Here is a 19745-nt window from a genome sequence, read left to right as displayed (position 1 = left end):
TTCTAACTGCGTTTGTTAAAATGTGAAAAATCAGGGGCGCGTTTTTCGACAAAAGCGCGGCGCCCTTCTTGGGCTTCTTCTGTCATATAAAAAAGCATTGTCGCATTTCCTGCAAGCTCTTGAATTCCCGATTGTCCATCAAGAGCGGCATTAAAGGCGGACTTGAGGCAGCGAAGAGCGATGGGAGAGTGTTTAAGCATTTGCCGGGCCCATTCAAGTGTTACATCTTCGAGATCTTCAAGTGGGACAACGGCATTGACAAGGCCCATATCAAGCGCTTCTTGGGCCGTATATTGTTTGCAAAGATACCAAATTTCTCGCGCTTTTTTTTGCCCGACAATTGAAGCCAATGTGCTCGCTCCAAATCCACCATCGAAAGACCCCACTTTTGGACCTGTTTGTCCAAAGATTGCGTTATCGGCAGCAATGGTCAGATCGCAGATGAGATGCAGGACATGGCCTCCGCCGATAGCATAGCCTGCAACCATTGCAATGGTTGGCTTTGGAATAGAGCGCAAATCTTTTTGAAACTCGAGAATATTTAGACTTTGCAATCCTTTTTCATCGCTATAGCCCTCTTCTTTGCGCACTTTTTGATCTCCACCTGCACAGAAGGCAAGGGGACCGCTTCCGGTCAAAATAATCACACCAATAGTTTCGTCATGGCGCGCATCATGCAGAGCATCGATCATTTCTCTCACCGTTTCAGGGCGAAAGGCATTGCGCACATGGGGCCGATGGATGGTGATTTTTGCAATCCCATCCATTTTATGATACAAGATGTCTTGATACGCTTTAGCTTGAATCCAATCTGTTTTTGAAGTGATGCATTCTTCCATAATGACTCTCAATAACTGGTCTTTTGCTTCAATGTGGACAGAGTGTCCTACATGGGGAATTGATTTCAAGTTTATTCTTTTACTCTCAGCATAATGGCGGTAAAGCTCTAAATATGTCTTATCTTCTTCTCCGACAACAAGGGTGAATGAAGAGGGGTTATTGTCAAAAAGATGGTGAAAAGGGGGTTGATGGATAACGCTCAAGCGATCAAACACAACAGATAGAGATTCACGGGATTGAAGCTCTCTTTGTTTTACAATATGTTGAAAGTTTGGGTGTTGTGAAAACGTTTTAAAAAGGGGTTGCTCGTACCACTCTTTTAAAAACCGGGGCAAAGAAAGAGAAGCGAGTTTTCGCAGCCATTCATCGTGATATTCTTGCCTTTTTTGCTTGTGCTTGTTCTCTAGTCCGGGATGAGCGCTGATAAGAATGATTTTGCAAACGAGATGAGGGAAGTAGTATTGGAGGGCAAGGGCAAGTCTTCCACCCATTGAATAACCGACAATATGAACCGGTTCATCAAGATGCTGGGCAATGGCTTTTGCAGCCGTGTGAAAATTCAAGTCTTTCGGTGGCGGTGGGGATTGCCCATGTCCAAAAAAATCAATGGCAATGCATGGAGATGGCAGCGATTGCATTATAGGTAGAAAATCGACATGCGATCCTAGAAAACCATGCAAAAATAAAATGGGCGTTCCATTTCCTTCTTTTTTATAGATATGCACAGACGAATCGCCGTATTAGAATAATTGTAAAAATTTTGGCATTCCCATTTTTTCAAATACTTTTTTCGTTGGGCTGATTTTTTGTATTTCACTTAAAAAAGCTTGGTAACTATCAAAAGAGGATTGTGGGTCGATAATCAGTTCAATGATGCGAGCCTGAGATGAGGGCTCTCCCAATAGATCGAAAAAATCTTGGCTTGTTTTAGCAATAGAGAAGGAAATATCGTAGAGTTGACCGCTATAATCAAGTCCATATTGATTTGGATTAATCAAAAACTTCTCGCAATTGGCTTTATCTTCATGAGCGGGGAGATGTTGAAAAATACGCCCGCCTTGATTATTGAAAATAACGAGAGTTACGGGAAGGTTTTTTAGGAGGGGAAGTGAGTTGATATCATGCAAAAAGGCTTGATCCCCAATAAAGCCAAGAAGGGGGAGGTCTATCCCTTTTGCGAGACCGGCAATCGTTGCAATGTTGCCGTCAATCCCGCTACATCCCCGATTACAAAAGATAGGCCCCATCGGTGATTTGGGATAAAAGGCATGATCTGCTGCTCGGATGCTGAGTCCATTACCAAAAAAAAGTGCATGAGACTGCCGTAAATAGCGGCTGAGTTGGGAAAAGAAAAAAGTTTCATTCAGAGGGAGATCTTGCGTCATTGCATGCAAATGAGAAGCTATTTGAGTGCTTTTATTGCGCAACAGACCAAAGAGCTCAGAAGGGCTTTGATCATTGATGTGGGGTAGGAGGGCGTTGCAAAAAAGCTCTGCGGACATATTCATGCGGACACGGACGCGATGGGTTGGATCTGTCCTTTCGAGGTGGTTTGAAATTTGGATAATAGGTATTAGGGGGAGTTTTTCAAGCCATTCTTTAAACTCTTTTGAGACAAACCGATCGCCAAAAATCAAGAGACAGTCAGGTGAGCATTCTACGGGTGATTGTTTAAAGATCAATGAAGAGTGGATAATAATGTTTTCGTGTAGAGCTTGGCGTGCACAAGATGAAATATCGGCAATGATGGGCCATTGCAGTTGCTTGGCAAGAGCTATAATCGCTTTTGAGTCCTCTTCAGTCGTGTGTGATCCAATACAAATAAGCCCTCTTTTTGCCTCATGAATCGGATCGAGCAAAAAAGAGAAATCTTCGATATCAACGGTTTGCCTGGGATGGATAAATCGGATGTTGTCTTCAAGAGTCTCTTCAACCGGATCATGAGCAAAAAGGGGGGCTCTAAACATCGCATTGATGTGAACGGGTTCTTGAGATTGAATAGCATTAATGACCGCATAGCTCACTGTCGTTTTAATCATATTGATATTGATAGATGACTCAGGTGGAGGGATAAGTGAAAAATGAGAGACAAATGAGCCAAAAAAATGGGATTGATTGACCGTTTGATTAGCTCCCGTGTTTTGGTCTTCAAAAGGGCGGTCGGCTGTCAATATAATGAGGGGGGTGCGAGACATTTTAGCCTCCATCACAGCCGGATATAAATTTCCTAAAGCTGTGCCCGACGTCACAATGATACAGACGGGCGCATGTTTGGCTTGAGCAAGTCCAAGCGCAAAAAAACCAAGCCCTCTCTCATCGTAGTGGACATGTGTTTCAGCAAGAGGGTGATTTGCCGCTGAGAAAACAAGGGGGGTTGATCGAGATCCGGGAGCAATGCAAAATGAGCGAACGCCTGCTTTAATTAAGTATTTAATTATCACATCTGACCAAGTTTGTGTTAATGTGCTCATTTTAGATTTCTCCACATTCTGATTTTATTATTTAACTCTCTAAACTCATCTTCCGGGTCTGAGTCGGCAACAATGCCACTTCCCACAAAAATGCGCAGGCGATGATCATCGATGAGCGCGCAGCGTATTGCAACTAATATATCTGCAGACTCTTTTGAAAGAAAGCCAAAGTATGATGAATAAAACCCACGTCTAATAGGATCATTGTTTAGTAGCCATTTTACAGCACTCTCTTTGGGAAAGCCCCCCATTGCTGGTGTGGGGTGGAGTTTTTTTATAATATCGAAATCAAAGATTCCATTTTTGAGTGTTCCGCAAAAGGTTGATTGGAGGTGCTCAACATCACTCGTTTTTTTAATATCAATGGGTGATTGTTGATGATTTTGACATAAATCAGAAAACATTGAATTGATTTCATTGGAGACGTATTCAAATTCAATTTGATTTTTCTTAGAAAATAATGTGTCTGTTTTTCCTAAGGGAGCCGTTCCTGCAAGGGCTTCTGACGAGATGATTTTGCCTTGTCTTGAAAATAACATTTCAGGTGTGATCCCAATGAGCGCCTTTTTAGGGGAAATGGCATAGAGAAAGGGTGTGCCATTGCGCTGTGGAAGCCGATTGAGAATGGAGTGGGCGTCAAGTGGGCTATCATAAATAAGATCAAAGCGTGTGGGTAATATCGCCTTGTCAATTGTTTTGTTTTGAATCGCTTTGATAAAGTGCATGCATGTTAATGGATAATTTGTTGGATAAAACTCCTCATTTACTTGAGAGGGAAGTGCTTTCTCCTTTAGGTAGGTCAGAGGAAGTGCTCGGAAGTGGGAGTTAAAACTTAACTGAGTCCAAGAACCGTTTTGATAAAAAACTTCCGGTAAAAATGTTGTCGAATGAAATCCATTCCACTCTCCTTCTAAATCAGGGGTATGATAAAAATCGCTGATCGTAAAAGAGGGAAAGTCAAGTGCATTTGGCTTATCAATATCGCAGAGTTTGCCAAATGCCCATCGATCCCCAATTCGAACGCGTGGATATAGGTCGGGAATAGCTCCTTTTGGGAGGGGGACGATTTGATCATGAATACCAATCATTTTTTTCCAATATATAAACTTGCAATTCCAAATGTGAGGGGGATCGCTTGAACGCTTGAAAATCCGGCTTCTCGCATTAGATTTAAAAAATCATGGCCGGAAGGAAATGTTTCAATTGTTTCATTTAAATAGCTATACGCACGTGCATTTTTTGATAATAGTTTTCCGATTCTTGTTAAAACATGGCGCAAATAAAAGAGATAGAGGCGACGAAAAAGAAATGAGGTGGGCATTGAAAACTCTAAAATAAGAACTTTCCCTTTGGCGTTTAAAACGCGATGCATTTCTTTAAGGCATAGCGAAGGGTTTTCGATATTGCGAATACCAAATGACATGGTGATTAAGTCTGTTGAGGCTGCGGATGAGGGGAGGTGTTGAGCATCAGCCGTTTCAAAGGAGGTGCGATAGCCTTCAGGGTGTTTGCTTGCTTTTTTTGTCGCGACCTTGAGCATTTCCGTTGAGAGATCTAACCCTCGAATATGGGTGACATTGTTTCTTTTTTTTAAAATGGTCAAGAGTTGATCTCCTGTTCCACAGGCGAGATCAATGGCTTCTATTAACTGATGTTTAGGGATATGTTGAACAAGATAGTGGCGCCAATAGACATCGATGCCAAAAGATAAAATATGATTGATTCGATCGTAATTTGTCGATATTTGGTCAAAGAGTTGATATGAGAGGGACTTTTCTTTATGAATAGACATGACAAAACCACATTTTTTTTGAAGGTGATTCTGTCATGTTTAGAAATTTTTAGCCTAGTGCTTTGTCATATTTAAATTTACGGGTAGATTGGTTTTAGATTTTCGCCTCGATCTGAATTTTTGGCGACGCGACATAATGGAGTCATTAGTCAAGGAACCAAAAATTTAGAGAAGGCGAAAATCTAACCAAAATGCCCTAAATTTTAATCGTGACAGAGCGCTAGGACTTTCGTTTTCTTTCTGTTTCATTGAGGACGCGTTTTCTCAAGCGAATGTGTTTAGGTGTTACTTCGACGAGTTCGTCATCTTCAATGAAATCAATAGCTTGTTCAAGTGTCATAAGACGTGGAGGGATCAACATGACATGTTCATCAGCTCCCGAAGAACGGACATTTGTTAAATGCTTTTCTTTTGTAATATTCACAACGAGATCATTTGATCTGTTATGTTCACCGACAATCATTCCTTCATACACTTCATCCGTTGGCTTCAGAAATAAGATACCTCTTTCTTGAAGGGTCATCATTGCATAAGGGGTTGCTTTTCCTCTGCAGATGGAGATAAGAGAGCCGTTTTGTCTCGAAGGGATCTCTGCCTTCATTGGTTTGTAGCTATCAAATACGGATGTGAGAATACCCTCTCCCTTTGTTGCGGTGAGGAATTCATTGCGATATCCCATGAGCCCACGCGATGGGATGAGGAAGTGAATGGTTGTAATATCATGTTCGTTTTTAGAGAGCGATTGCATTTCTCCTCGACGACGCATCAATTCTTCAATCACAGTTCCGGAAGATTCATCCGGGACTTCAATATGAACGGATTCAAAAGGTTCACACTTCTCATTATCAATTTCGAGGAAAATCACTTTTGGTTTTGAGAAAGAAAATTCATAATCTTCACGTCTTAATGTTTCGATTAAAATAGAAAGGTGAAGCTCTCCTCGACCGGAGACGCGAATAGCGTCTTCTTGACCTTCTTTAACTTCTTCAATTTGCAATGTGATATTTGCCTTTTTTTCGCGCATGAGTCGATCGCGAAGCTTATTCATAGTGACGTGCTTGCCGTCTTTCCCAACAAAAGGACTGCTATTGACCATGAGATCGATTGAGATTGTAGGCCGTCCTAATGAGATGGGGGGGAGTTGTTGGATATGAGAGGAGTCGCAAAAAGTATCGCCAATCATCACTTCAGGAGCTCCTGAAATGCTGACGATATCGCCAACACCGGCTTCAGCGAGTTCCACTTTTTTAAGACCGTGGTAACCTTCAATGCGCGATGCCTTAAATTGTTCGGGATGGCCTTCATGATCAATAAGGGTGAAGTTTTGCCCTTTTTTAATTGTCCCTTCAAGGATTCGACCCGTTGCTTGTCGGCCTACAAAGTCGTCATAAGAAAGGGAGCTGACTTGCATGAGAAAAGGTTGGTCCATACGTCCCGGTGGGGCCGGAACTTCACGGACAATGATGTCGAAGAGGGGATTCATGTTTTCTCTTGGGTCTTCGATCTCGGCCATCGCAAAGCCTCCAAGCCCGGAAGCAAAGCAGTATTTGAAATCGAGTTGCTCATCACTTGCTCCGAGTTCGACAAACAGATCAAAAGTCTTATTAAGAGCTTCATCGGGATTGGCATGAGGCCTGTCAATTTTATTGAGAACAACAAGGGGTTTGAGTCCCATTTTCAATGCAAGCGAAAGGACAAAGCGCGTTTGAGGCATGGGTCCTTCTTGTGCATCGATAAGCAGGAGGGCGGAATTGACCATTCCGAGAACGCGCTCGACTTCTCCTGAAAAATCGGCGTGTCCGGGCGTATCAATAATGTTAATTTTATAATCGTTATAAAAAAGAGAAGTGTGTTTGGCATAAATGGTGATCCCCCGCTCTTTTTCAAGAGAGAAGCTGTCCATTGCCCTTTCCAGGACTTCCTCGTTTTCACGATAGACTTTACTTTGACGAAACAGTGCATCGAGCATTGTCGTTTTGCCATGATCAATGTGTGCGATGATGGCGATGTTGCGAATTTTATCTGGTGTATACATGAACTTAAACGTAAGAATTAAAAGATGTGCATGAGTATACATACTTCTCAGTTCATAGTCAATTTGAATCAAATAATCTATTTTTATCTGAAAATCGGAGAGCTCTATTTGCTTGCACAAAAGGGAGGGCTAGACTATGATCCGATTCTTGACTACGAAACAGTCTTGTTAAGGTGGCTTTGACGTGAAAAATGACTTGCACCGCATTCCAAAAAATTATGATGGTTTAGATTTTACCGGACGTGAAATTGGCGGAATGGCGGATGTTGTTTTGAGTCGGATCACACAGACTTTTGAATCCAAAGCTCAAAATATTTTTAACACATTTTTAGGGCTCCTCAATGATCGAATTCGCCCGTTTGTAAAGCCGGTTTCTTTTACAAAAGGAAAGCTTGTTGTAAAGGTGAAAAACGCGACACTTTTAAGCATTTTATCATCGCAAGAAAAGGCCCATTTATTGCACAATTTAAGGGTGAAGCTGCCCTCAGTAGTAATTCAAGATATTTTTTTTCAAATAGGATAAAAAGGACTGAAATTAAGGTATGAGTACCATGACAAAAAACAAAGAGTATGATGCGAGTTCGATTACCGTACTCGAGGGTCTCCAAGCAGTGCGAGAGCGTCCTGGAATGTATATCGGGGACACCCATATTAACGGGCTTCATCAGCTCATTTACGAAGTTATCGATAACTGTATCGATGAAGCGATGGCCGGCTACTGTACTCAAATCTCTCTTGTTTTTAATAAGGACGGATCGGTTTCAGTTGAAGATAATGGTCGCGGTATTCCCATTGATCGCCATGAGCGCGAATCAAAAAAGCAAAACAGAGATGTATCGGCGCTTGAAGTTGTCATGACAATTCTTCATGCCGGAGGAAAATTCGATAAGAGCACATATAAAGTATCCGGCGGTCTTCACGGAGTGGGTGTTTCGTGTGTGAATGCACTTTCAGAATGGTTGCAAGTGCGCGTTTTCAAAGACTCAAAGGAATACGAAATTCAGTTTTCTCGCGGTAAGGTGACGCAGCTTTTAAAAGAAGTTGGACCCACAACAAAAAAAGGGACGGTTGTCACTTTTATTCCCGATACAAAAATATTCTCAGTAACCAAATTTGAGTATGATATCATTTTCAAACGGTTACGCGAGCTTGCTTTTTTAAATCGCGGCATTGAAATCCTCGTTAAAGATGAACGTGATGATACACATGAAGATGTGACATTTAAATTTGATGGGGGGTTATCCTCCTTTGTCAGTTATCTCAATGAAAATAAATCACCGATGTTTGAACCGCCGATTTATATTCACGGTGTCAAAGAATTGCATGATGGTCCGATAGAATTTGAAGTGGCAATGCAATGGAATGCGAGTTATGCGGAAAATACCTTTACCTATGTTAACAATATCCATACACGCCACGGTGGAACGCATTTATCAGGATTTTCTACGGCACTGACTCGTGCTTTAAACCAATACATTAAAGCAAATAACCTATTCAAAAATGATAAAACATCGATCACGGGTGATGATGTTAAAGAGGGCTTAACGGCTGTCATTTCAGTTAAGGTGCCCAATCCTCAGTTTGAAGGTCAGACAAAACAGAAATTAGGCAATAGTGAAGTTGGATCTGTCGTTCAGCAAATCGCCGGTGAGGGCATTACAACCTTCTTTGGAGAAAATCCCGCCATTGCCAAGCTGATTATCGAGAAAGCGACCATTGCTGCACAAGCAAGGGAAGCGGCTCGAAAAGCGCGTGAGCTCACATTGAGAAAGTCTGCACTCGATAGCGGAAGACTTCCCGGGAAACTGACAGACTGTTCGGAAAAAGACCCCTCTCTTTGTGAAATTTATATCGTTGAGGGAGATTCTGCGGGTGGTTCGGCAAAGTCGGGTCGCGATCGCCGTTTCCAAGCGATTTTACCTGTCAGAGGTAAGATTTTAAACGTAGAAAAGGCAAGGGTTGACAAAGTTCTTCAAAATGAAGAAGTCGGGGCGATGATTTCCGCATTTGGTTGCGGGATTGGTAAAGATGGGTTTAACTTGGAAAAACTCAGGTACCATAAAATCATTATCATGACCGATGCTGACGTTGACGGATCTCACATTCGAACTCTGTTGCTAACGTTTTTTTATCGCCATATGCCGGCGCTGATTGAGAACAGCTATATTTATATCGCGCAACCTCCACTCTATCGCGTCACTCGTAAGAAGGTGAGTCAGTATATCCATTCGGAAAAGCAAATGGATGAATACTTGCTCAGCTTGGGAACAAGTGATGTCAAATTGCAGATCGCTTCTCATGCGGAAAGTTTAGAAAAGAGCAATGTGCAAAAGCTAACCAAATCCATTATCGAGGTGGAGCACTTAATTGCATCTTTAGAGAGAAAGGGGCTTCCTTTCAGAGAATTTTTAGGATTGAAAAACGAGCATGGTTTCTATCCGCGGTATGCCGTTACTATGAAAAGTTCTAATCGCTATGTCTACTCTGAAGATGAATTTGCGGCTCTTAAAGAAGAAGATATAGAGGATCAACGAGCAAAGCATGAAGAGATGCTCGCTTCAATTGATACGGAAGAGCACACTGCCGATATAAAGAAATTCACACCTAAACCTTTTCACTATACTGAGCTTTATGAAGAGGAGGAGTTTAATAAAATTCGAGAGCATTTAGCGGAATTTGAACTCACTCTTGCTCAATATCTCATTGCCGAAGGTAAAATCTTAGACGTGATTGAAGAAGATGAAACGACACATCCAATGTACAATCTCAAGGAAGTGATCGATTTTTTAAGAGTGAACGGACGTAAGGGGATTGAGATTCAACGTTATAAGGGTCTTGGTGAAATGAACGCCGACCAGCTATGGGAAACGACAATGGATCCTGCTAAGCGAACACTTTTACAGGTGAAGCTGCCCGATGCCATTGCTGCAGATCATATGTTCACTATGCTAATGGGTGAAGAAGTTAAACCTCGCCGCGCATTCATCGAAACGCATGCGCTTTCTGTCAAAAACTTAGATATATAGGGGGAATGAGCGTATGTCATATACTGAAGGTGAGATCGTTATTGGACGTAATGTAGAAGAGGAACTCAAAGAGAGTTACCTGCGCTACTCGATGTCTGTGATTATTTCTAGGGCATTGCCCGACGTGAGAGACGGATTAAAGCCCTCTCAACGCCGTATTTTATTTGCGATGAAACAACTCAACCTCTCTCCGGGTGCAAAGCATAGAAAGTGCGCTAAGATTTGTGGAGATACATCAGGGGATTATCACCCTCATGGTGAAACCGTTGTTTATCCTACACTTGCTCGTATGGCGCAGTCTTGGGCCATGCGATACCCGCTGATTCAAGGCCAAGGAAACTTTGGATCCATTGATGGAGATCCTCCGGCGGCAATGAGGTATACGGAAGCGCGTTTAACGGCGCCTTCAATGGCTCTCATGGATGATTTGGAAAAAGATACGGTTGATTTTATCGCAAACTATGACGAGACAAAAAAAGAACCCGTCGTTTTCCCCGCTAAATTTCCGGCGCTCCTCAGTAACGGATCTTCAGGGATTGCTGTTGGGATGGCGACTAATATCCCTCCTCACAATTTAGTTGAGCTTATTGCCGCAACTAAATTGCTCTTGGACGATTCAAGCACAACAATTGATGAGATTTTAGAAGTGATGCCTGCTCCTGATTTTCCAACAGGGGGTGTGATTTGTGGTCATCGCGGTGTCAAAGAGGCCTATCACACAGGTCGCGGTAAGATTACATTGAGGGGATTGATCCGCGTTGAAGAGAATGAAAAATCAGATCGTACGCGTATTATTGTCGATGAAATTCCTTACAATGTGAATAAGTCATTGTTGATTAAAAGGATTGCAGATCTCATCAACGATAAAGTCATCAATGGAATCGCCGATTTAAGAGATGAATCGGATAAAGATGGATTACGCATCGTTCTCGATCTTAAAAAGGGTGAGATTCCCGATGTTATTATCAATCAGCTTTATAAATACACCGATCTTCAAGTGACTTTTGGCTCTATTATGCTAGCGCTTGATAATGGATTGCCACGCACAATGAATGTTAAACAAATAATCAGTGCATGGATTAATCACCGTATCGAAGTGGTGCGTCGCCGCACGCGCTTTGAACTCAACAAAGCAGAAGCAAGAGCGCATATTTTAGAGGGATATTTAAAAGCCCTCGATCATCTCGATGAAATCGTAAAGATTATTCGCGCTAGTGATGATCGCTATATTGCAAAAAAAGAACTGATTTCTCGTTTTACGTTCACAGAGAAGCAAGCCGATGCCGTTCTTGATCTTCGCCTCTACCAATTAACAGGTCTTGAGCGCGGTAAAATTGAAGAGGAGTATGCAGAACTTCTCAAAAGGATCGAATACTACCGTTCAGTGCTTGCCAGTGAAAAAATGGTGCGCGATATCATTAAAGATGAACTCGATGAGATTGCTAAAAAAGATAAGACACCACGTCGAACAAAAATTGTTGCGGCCGAAGGGGAATTCCAAATGGAAGATCTTATCCCCAATGAGCAGGTGATCATTACCATTTCATCAGATGACTACGCAAAGAGAATGCCCATTAATACGTTTAGAGAACAGCGCCGAGGAGGACACGGTGTCATTGGTTTTGATATGAAAAAAGAGACCGATACACTTAAGGATATTTTAGCGGCATCAACACATGACTCACTGCTTATTTTTACAAATTATGGTCGTTGTTACTGGCTTAAAGTTTGGGAAATCCCGGAAGCCGGGCGTCGCTCTAAAGGAAAAGCCATTATCAATCTTTTAGAAGGTTTGGAAAAAGATGAAGTGATTGCCACAATTCTCAATGTGAGCAACTTTAATCAACCCGATACGTTTATCATATTTGGAACACGCAAAGGCGTCATTAAAAAGACGGAACTTAGCTCTTATAGTTCTCCAAGACGTAAAGGGGTTTATGGAATCACAATCGATGAAGGCGATGAGGTGATTGCAGCGCGCCTTGTGAAAGAAAATGATCAAGTCATGCTTTTCACACGTTCCGGAATGGCCGTCCGTTTTGATCAATCTCTTGCACGTCCTATGGGACGAACAGCTCGTGGAGTTAGAGGGATTAAGCTCAAAGGGGAAGAAGATTGTGTTGTTTCTTGTGAAGTTGTCACTGAGGAACAGACTATTTTGGTCGTCAGTGAAAACGGATACGGAAAACGCACAAAAGCAAAGGACTTTAGACAAACCAATCGCGGCGGTGTTGGGGTTCGTTCAATTATCACAAGCGCTCGTAATGGATTTGTCGTTGGGGCCATTGCTATTGGCGATACCGATAGCGTATTAATGATGTCGAGTTCCGGGCAAACCATTCGAACAAGCATGAAAGATATCCGAGTGATGGGAAGATCGACTCAAGGCGTCAGGCTCGTGCACCTCTCTAAATCGGATAGTGTCGTTGCCGTTCAGAAAATTGAGAACATCGATAAAAATGAAGAGACAGCTTGATCGGGGATTCTTCTTCACCTTTGAAGGTGGAGAAGGATCCGGTAAAACAACGCTTGTGACAAGAGTCTGTAGAGAACTTCAAGCGCTTGGTTTTCCACTCGTTCAATCGAGAGAGCCGGGGGGGACACCTCTAGGTGAAAAAATCCGCTCTCTCTTATTGACTCCCGGTGAATCGATTTCAAAAAGAGCTGAGATTTTGCTTTTTTTGGCAGATCGATCACACCATATCGAGACCAAAATTAAGCCTGCGTTAGAAGAGTCGAAGATTGTCATTTGCGATCGCTATATCGATTCGACATATGCCTATCAAGGACTTTATTATGAGCGCTTGCAGCTTGAGCCCTTAGTGGAATTTGCCACACAAAAGCTAATACCCGATCTCACGTTTTATCTCGATATACCTCCCGAGCTCGGTTTTCAAAGGGCTAATCAAGGTGGAAGACTTGAGCTTGATCGCATTGAGAGCTTTTCTTTAACGTTTCATCAGCAAGTGCGAGAGGGATTTCACGAGCTTGTGAAAAGAGAGCCCCATCGGATCATGCTGATCGATGCATCACAATCAAAAGATGCCGTTTTTCATCAAGTATGGGAGCATTTAATGAAAAAGCTGCAGGTGGATGTATAAATGGATTTCAATGATCTGATCGGACATGACCCCATTCAAAAAACGTTGATGCGCATTGCAGATTCGGATGAGATTCCCAACGTGATGTTATTTTGTGGTCCTGAAGGCGTGGGTAAGCATACTTTTGCCAGGGCTTTTATCCATGGGGTCTTTTCTCGTGATGGGCAATCCGGCGCTTCGATCAAACTCCAAAACAATTCCCATCCTGATGTGAAAGAGTATGTTCCGGAATCGAAAAATGCCTATTACAACGTTTCCCAAATTGATCACTTCATTGCCGAAATCGGTTTTTTTCCTTTCGAAGCAAAACGGCGATTTTTTCTTTTTCACGATGCGCATAAACTTCAAACGATTCATGCTAATCGCCTGCTTAAAACATTAGAAGAAATGCCTTCCTATGCCGTCGCAATTCTCTTTACAAGCGATGAAAAACTTCTCCTCAATACAATTGCCTCTCGAGCGATTAAATTTCATTTTTTCCCCCTTCCGGAAAAAGATATCGTATCCATTCTCTGTCAAAAAAATGGGTTTAATGAAGAAAAGGCTTTGCAGATCGCAAAATTTTCCGAGGGATCGCTCATTAAAGCTTTGAATAGCGAGCGTCTCGAAGAATTGAGACGGCATGTTCTCGATGCACTTGGAGCATTTTCTCAAGATCAATTCGATATTGGGCATCAAAAGCTGGAGGAGATCGAAGCCTTTATTGAAAAACAAGGGGAAGAGCAAAATGGGGGTAAAATGCGCTTTTTTCTAGCCGCTCTCGATGATATTCTCTATTGGGTGAGAGATTTGCATCTTCTTTATGTCTCACAAGACGCCTCTCTTCTCTATTACCCCGAAAAAAAAGCTCTTTACGAGCAACTTCTTAAACGAAAAATGATCTCTCTTAACGCCATTAAAAAATATCAATTTGATGCCATTGAGGCCTTTGAGCTCAACATCAAACCCAAAACTCTCTTGGGTCAATTACTGACTCGCATTTGCTTATACCGGGAGTGATTCAAGAGTTGGTTTTTATTATTTCGGTGGAGACCCGCATGAAAAGTGAACACGATAAAACAATGCCATGCCCTTGTCAAAGCGGTGAACAATATGAGGTGTGCTGCCAACCTTTTCATCTAGGAAAAAAGCCAGATACAGCCCTGCAGCTTATGCGGTCGAGATTTGCAGCGTATGCGCTGTGCATGCCGGACTACATTATTCATACCACACATCCAGCCAATCCTCAATTTTGCCATGATGCTAAAGAGTGGGCTCAAAAAATATCTGAATTCTCTTCACATACCGAATTCAAAGGGTTAGAAATTCTTGGATTTCAAGAGAGCGGCTCCTTTGCTACAGTCACCTTTGTAGCTTATCTTATTCAAGATAAAAAGGATGTTTCGTTTACCGAAAAAAGCTACTTTGAAAAAGTGAAAGGCAAATGGCTTTATCGCAGCGGTCAATTGTCTTAAGCTCGACTTTGTACATTTTTCGGATGCGAGTTTTGCAAGACTTTGACATACAATCGGTTACCAATTCCTGCAATCGGCTTGAACACGCCATTACAGGAATTGGTAGCCGATTGTATGTCAAAAGATTGTGAAAATCGCGCCAAAAAATGTACAAAGTCGAGTTAAGGGCGTGCGCTAAATTTAATGACCACAGGCTAGCAATGAATATCTATGACTTAATAAGAAACAGAAAGTCCTGCAGGGCTTACACGGATCAGCCTATTACTCTTGAAATAGTGAGTTCCTTATTGGAGACAGCAAAATGGGCTCCTTCCGGAGTCAATCATCAGCCCTCAAAGGTTGCGATTCTTGGGCCAAAAACAAGAGGAAAATTGGCAAGTTCTTTATTTGAACTGTTTGATGCTGGAATTTCCCCCAATCCGGATTATGATTTCTGTCTCGATTCATGGTCAGATTCTTATAAACTTCGACGCAAAGCATGTGGTCAAGCCTTGTATCAATCCTTAGGAGTTACACTAGCTGACATTGAAGGTAAGAAAAAACATAAACGTCGCAACTACAACTTTTTTGAAGCACCCATCGGACTTATCGTTTTTATTGATAAAGGGATGCCAAAAGGTTTTCTTACCTTTTAGTGGGCTGGCTCCGGTTAAAGGGGTAACGGCGCAGAATCAGCGTGATGCCTTCGCTCGTGAACTTGCAACTTTGTTTAATCTTCCTCCTTTTACTTTCACAGATTGGAGTGATGCTTTTGCGCATCTATCAAGGCATCTTACCGCAAAACCTACTGTCATTCTTTTTGATGAGATTTCGTGGATGGGTTCAAAAGATCCGACATTTACCTCTAAGCTAAAAGTTTGGTGGGATCTTGTCCTGCAAAACCATCCATCGATTATCCTTATTTTATGTGGCTCTATTTCGACTTGGATCGATAAAAACATCATCAATAGCACGGCTTTTTTTGGTCGAGTTTCTCTCTATCTGGAACTTACAGAACTCTCGATTCCACAATGCAGGGAATTACTGAATCTACAAGGCTTTAAAGGGTCAGATCTCGACTTTTTTAAGATTTTGAGTGTGATTGGAGGAGTCCCTTGGTATCTTGAGCAGATTCAGACTCATCAAAGCGCTGATGAAAACATTAAACGCCTCTGTTTTGAAAAAAACGGCCTTTTGGTGCATGAATTTGACCGGATTTTTAATGATCTTTTCAGCTCTAGGGGCGAGATCTATAAAAAGATCATCACAATACTAAGCCAAGGCATGAAAGACCGGGCTACTCTGCAAAAAACAATGGCTTATTCACCGAGCGGCACACTGAGCCATCATCTTAAAGCTCTTGAAATCTGTGGGTTTGTCAGCAGACATCCGGACTGGTCTTTAAAAACAGGAAAGCCCGGAAAGCTGACCTTGTATCGGCTTTCCGACAATTATCTTCGCTTCTATATCCATTACATTGAACCTAACCTTACGAAAATTGAACAAGGGTCGTTTTTAGAAGTCCCACTTTCTAGTTTGCCCGGATGGGAACCCATGCTCGGATTCCAGCTCGAAAATCTTCTTCTGAAAAATAGATCTCTTCTTTACCGGGCACTTGGAATTCACGCTCAGGATGTTGTTATAGATAATCCCTATTTTCAAAAAGCCTCAGGCCGCAAAAAAGGGTGCCAAATTGATTATCTAATTCAAATGCATTCCAACACTCTTTTTGTCTGTGAAGTCAAAATGCGACGTCGTGAATTAGGGCTTGAAGTGATCGATGCAATGAAAACCAAAATAGCTTCTCTTAGCTTGCCAAAAGGCTTTGGGATTTCGCCTGTTCTGCTTCATTTGGGCCCAGTTTCCGATACTCTATTAAGCAGTCGCTATTTTTACCGTATCATCGATATCGCTGATTTATGAATTCAAGGCGCCGGCAAAAATATGAAACAATATTCTCTTAAAACTCTTCCGAAGAAAATGTCATCTAGAGAAATGTGCCTGAACCATCTCAGTGCTATTTTAGATAAATTTTCAGGTAGATTATTAGTTCGAGAGCTTGCTGAATTTATTTCCCGCTTACCCACAGCTATCTAAAAAATATCTTTAATTGATTAGTTGTATTAGATCAGCATATGATGCTCATCATTAATGAATAAAATTGTGAGATGTTCATGGCAGCTGTAGCTAGAAGAGTAGTTGGTGGTATTGGAGTTATTGTAGCATCTGGATTAGCAGGCACTGCATTATGGATGCAACGAATATCTCCTCATTTAGAAGATGAGAGAAAAGGTTCTTTATTAGAGAGGTGTCGGGAAACTGGCTTAGCTGTTATAAATAGAGAAATGATTAAGGATAGAGATGTTCGTGAGAGACATGTTGATCTTGTTGCAAGAATGTCTTCAAGAAGTTATGCAGAATCAGTAGGATCTGAATTACTAACTGCAGAACAAGTGTCTCAACTTGAAATCTCATATTTTGCAGGATATTTATTTGAAGCAGTGGAAAGGGATGCCCAAAGGGATGGGATTCCAGTCTTTAGATATACAGAAGATTTGCCTGTTTATCTTCCACAAATCGATGGTAAACCATATACGGGATTTGTTTTTTCAGGGGAAACCACTCGTTTATTCGATTCTGAAGCACGAAGATCAATTCTTGGTGGAAATTATGTGCGTTGCAGCGCTTCTATACCGCAAAAAATAGATGAGGGGAGATTCGGAGAAGTGATCCTTTCTGGAACAACTGATTGTAGGAAATGCCGGGAATTTGGTTTGGCTTTTTTAAGCGATGTTGCTTACACTGCAGCACAAAGGGGTAGGCTCAGCCCTAAATATCCATTATCTGATACTCCGGTTGTGGAATTTAATGGAACATCTTTAAAGTTTGGTGGTGATTTAGCAAAATTGTCAGACTCAGGTAGGGAACAGATCAGGGGATTAAATTTCACTGTATGTTCTCCTTATGCCTTGAAAACTAGACTAAGCCGTGGCTCTTATAAAGAAGTAGGTGTAATAGTTACGGGGACAGAGAGTCATGAATTATGTGAAGTTTTATATTCTAAATTCATGGGAGAACTGATTGCAAGTACTAAAAGAGCTTGATAAATAATGAAAGGGGTTTATATGCCTGGTACTTCTCAGCAACTTTGCCAAAAATCTAGTTCTTCGCCTACAGGAAGTTGCCCATATTCATCGTCAAATAAAAGCACTGAAGCTGCTGCTGCAAAATCATATACTGTGAGCTTTGAGCCTTTTGCAACGAAAAAATTTCATAGAGAGATTATTTCTTTTGTAAAAGAAATATATTCAAGAGTCAGTCCTTCAAGTATTAAATCTGCATGGTATATTGGAACTCAAAATGATTTAAGCCAACCGCTCTTGCGTTCTTGGAAGTCAGGAAGCTACGTTTCTGAATTTACAACACCAGCAGGTACGGTTTATGTCACAGCTGACCCTGTTGTAATGCGGGCTGTTTTTGCCAATTCCAGAAAAGAACCAACAGGAATTTTTTATGATTATGAAAATAAGCGATTATTTGTCGATGGAATACTCAAAGATCTTTACCCTGACGATATTCAAAAAATTGGAAGTGAAAAGGCTGTTGACATGTTGGTCATTTCGGCAGCAGCTCCTCATGCAGCTATATTGCGAGGACCGATGATTAAGGCTCTTGGGCCTTCTGCGATTTCAGTATATTCTAATGCATTAAGTGATATTGCCACCAAAATTTTGAAAGATTTAACTGAGAATGAAAGGAAGAATTGCGATGCTTCCCAAATTTCTTTTGAATATGCTGTGACGGTCATTTCAAAGCTATTTACAGGTTACGAAACAACTCGGGAGAGTTATCAAAAACTCGCTAAAGCTCTAGATGCATTTAGTAAGAGAATGACAAGAATTGTTTCCCATAGGCCTGCAACTATAGAAGAGGAAAAAGACTATTCTGTTGCTTTATCGGAGATGAAAACTACGATCGAAGGATGTTTGTCATCTCCCTCATCTTATATAAAAGGTTTAATGGATGCAGGATGGAATGATTTTCAAATAAAATCTAATTTATTTTTTCTTTATTTTGCCGGAACTGAAACGACGGCTTCATCAATGAATTATCTGATTTGGCAATTAGGAAGAGCGGAAAATAGTGTCCTTCAACAAGAAATACGGGATCCCAAAAGTGGGCAAAAAATTTTGTTAAAAGCTATAGCAGAAACGCTCCGTATACATCCTCCGGCCTTCATCGAAGGTAGACAATTGCGTGAAGATACCCTGATGACTATAAAAGATAAAAATCATAATCTTCTTTGGAGCAAGCAGCTTCGCAAAGATCATTCAATCGTATGCCTAACTCAAGCAGCCGGTCGTGATCCTAATCTATATCCGGAACCGGAGCAATTTAATCCCTATCGATTTCATGATAAGGACTCCCGTATTGCTGCGCTCTCTTTCTTGCCTTTTGGGAGTGGACCACATACATGTCCGGGGCAACACCTTGCTTTAGCTGAATTACAGGCATTTACCTACTGTATTTTAACCCATTTTTCCGTCCGGACACTTTCTCCGGAAAAAATAGATCAAAAAGGTTTTTTTACTTTAAGAGCTACTCCGGCTAGGATTCAGTTAACATCTCTCAAATAGTAAGTTTTACAACAGAACCTAGTACGCCATCGCATGAAAATCGTCACATTGGGCTGATGTGAAAGCCGTTTGAAATCAACAGCAGTCGCTTTTGGTAAGAGGGCGTATAAATATCTTCTTTTTACTTTTTTCATAATCACTTATTAGCAACCAGCAATTATTAGTGCTCAATTTTCCCGAAGGAAAAATTGAGCACTAATAAGAAATTCTTCTTTTTTAGAGGGAGTCTTATGATTGTAATATGGGCTTCAAAGACTTTGGACAAAACGGACTTTGTACAGGACAAAAAATAATTTGATGCAAAGAACTCGCTGAGCATAGATTATATCTACCTGAGTTTGGTCTACTTAGGAGTAGTTATGCACCACGTCAGCGAGTTAAAAAAACTGTTGTTCCAAAGTTTAAATTGG

Annotated in this window: 15 protein-coding genes; 10 read left to right on the top strand and 5 right to left on the bottom strand. The window is 41.4% G+C overall.

What is annotated here, in order from left to right; genetic code table 11:
• Nucleotides 1–2: 2 nt before the first annotated feature.
• From menB to typA, 5 genes are all read right to left on the bottom strand, one after another.
• Nucleotides 3–1565 carry a 1,4-dihydroxy-2-naphthoyl-CoA synthase gene (gene menB / locus K9M07_06445; GenBank protein ID MCF7852862.1) on the bottom strand — a complete coding sequence of 521 codons (1563 nt, stop codon included), beginning with the start codon at nucleotides 1563–1565 and terminating at the stop codon, nucleotides 3–5.
• Between the two features lie 15 nt (nucleotides 1566–1580).
• Nucleotides 1581–3311, bottom strand: coding sequence for a 2-succinyl-5-enolpyruvyl-6-hydroxy-3-cyclohexene-1-carboxylic-acid synthase (menD, locus tag K9M07_06440; GenBank protein MCF7852861.1), 1731 nt, complete (start codon nucleotides 3309–3311; stop codon nucleotides 1581–1583).
• The gene (locus K9M07_06435; protein MCF7852860.1) at nucleotides 3308–4399 is read right to left on the bottom strand and encodes a chorismate-binding protein; all 1092 of its coding nucleotides are present in this window, start codon (nucleotides 4397–4399) and stop codon (nucleotides 3308–3310) included. Before K9M07_06435 ends, menD begins: the two co-directional genes overlap by 4 nt.
• Nucleotides 4396–5103, bottom strand: a complete 708-nt coding sequence (gene ubiE / locus K9M07_06430; protein ID MCF7852859.1) for a bifunctional demethylmenaquinone methyltransferase/2-methoxy-6-polyprenyl-1,4-benzoquinol methylase UbiE — start codon at nucleotides 5101–5103, stop codon at nucleotides 4396–4398. Before ubiE ends, K9M07_06435 begins: the two co-directional genes overlap by 4 nt.
• Before the next feature lie 220 nt (nucleotides 5104–5323).
• A complete protein-coding gene (gene typA, locus K9M07_06425; GenBank protein MCF7852858.1) occupies nucleotides 5324–7138 on the bottom strand; it encodes a translational GTPase TypA in 1815 nt (604 codons plus the stop codon).
• Nucleotides 7139–7322: 184 nt separating this feature from the next.
• On the opposite strand from typA, the gene K9M07_06420 reads away from it, so the two are divergent.
• The 10 genes from K9M07_06420 to K9M07_06375 all read left to right on the top strand — a co-directional run bounded on the left by K9M07_06420 (nucleotide 7323) and on the right by K9M07_06375 (nucleotide 19335).
• Entirely contained in the window at nucleotides 7323–7661 is a 339-nt protein-coding gene (locus K9M07_06420; GenBank protein ID MCF7852857.1) for a DUF721 domain-containing protein, read from the top strand.
• Nucleotides 7662–7689: 28 nt separating this feature from the next.
• Entirely contained in the window at nucleotides 7690–10164 is a 2475-nt protein-coding gene (gene gyrB, locus K9M07_06415) for a DNA topoisomerase (ATP-hydrolyzing) subunit B (protein ID MCF7852856.1), read from the top strand.
• 13 nt (nucleotides 10165–10177) lie between these two features.
• On the top strand, nucleotides 10178–12640 hold the full coding sequence (gene gyrA, locus K9M07_06410; protein ID MCF7852855.1) for a DNA topoisomerase (ATP-hydrolyzing) subunit A: 2463 nt from the start codon (nucleotides 10178–10180) through the stop codon (nucleotides 12638–12640).
• Nucleotides 12624–13265 (top strand): dTMP kinase, encoded by a 642-nt coding sequence (tmk, locus tag K9M07_06405; GenBank protein MCF7852854.1) that lies wholly within the window; start codon nucleotides 12624–12626, stop codon nucleotides 13263–13265. The genes gyrA and tmk overlap by 17 nt, the downstream gene beginning before the upstream one ends.
• Nucleotides 13266–14264: a hypothetical protein gene (locus K9M07_06400; protein ID MCF7852853.1), complete on the top strand. Its 999-nt coding sequence runs from the start codon at nucleotides 13266–13268 to the stop codon at nucleotides 14262–14264.
• A 38-nt stretch (nucleotides 14265–14302) separates the two neighbouring features.
• A complete protein-coding gene (locus tag K9M07_06395) occupies nucleotides 14303–14719 on the top strand; it encodes an SEC-C domain-containing protein (protein ID MCF7852852.1) in 417 nt (138 codons plus the stop codon).
• Between the two features lie 200 nt (nucleotides 14720–14919).
• Nucleotides 14920–15354, top strand: coding sequence for a nitroreductase family protein (locus K9M07_06390; protein MCF7852851.1), 435 nt, complete (start codon nucleotides 14920–14922; stop codon nucleotides 15352–15354).
• The gene (locus tag K9M07_06385; GenBank protein MCF7852850.1) at nucleotides 15317–16621 is read left to right on the top strand and encodes an ATPase; all 1305 of its coding nucleotides are present in this window, start codon (nucleotides 15317–15319) and stop codon (nucleotides 16619–16621) included. The genes K9M07_06390 and K9M07_06385 overlap by 38 nt, the downstream gene beginning before the upstream one ends.
• 251 nt (nucleotides 16622–16872) lie before the next feature.
• Nucleotides 16873–17802 (top strand): hypothetical protein, encoded by a 930-nt coding sequence (locus K9M07_06380; GenBank protein MCF7852849.1) that lies wholly within the window; start codon nucleotides 16873–16875, stop codon nucleotides 17800–17802.
• A 21-nt stretch (nucleotides 17803–17823) separates the two neighbouring features.
• On the top strand, nucleotides 17824–19335 hold the full coding sequence (locus tag K9M07_06375) for a cytochrome P450 (protein ID MCF7852848.1): 1512 nt from the start codon (nucleotides 17824–17826) through the stop codon (nucleotides 19333–19335).
• Nucleotides 19336–19745 lie beyond the last annotated feature (410 nt).

It is taken from the genome of Simkaniaceae bacterium, assembly GCA_021734805.1.
Classification (GTDB): domain Bacteria; phylum Chlamydiota; class Chlamydiia; order Chlamydiales; family JACRBE01; genus Amphritriteisimkania.
The sequence above is the reverse complement of the archived record's forward strand: the minus strand, read 5'-3'. Positions and strand labels throughout refer to the sequence as shown.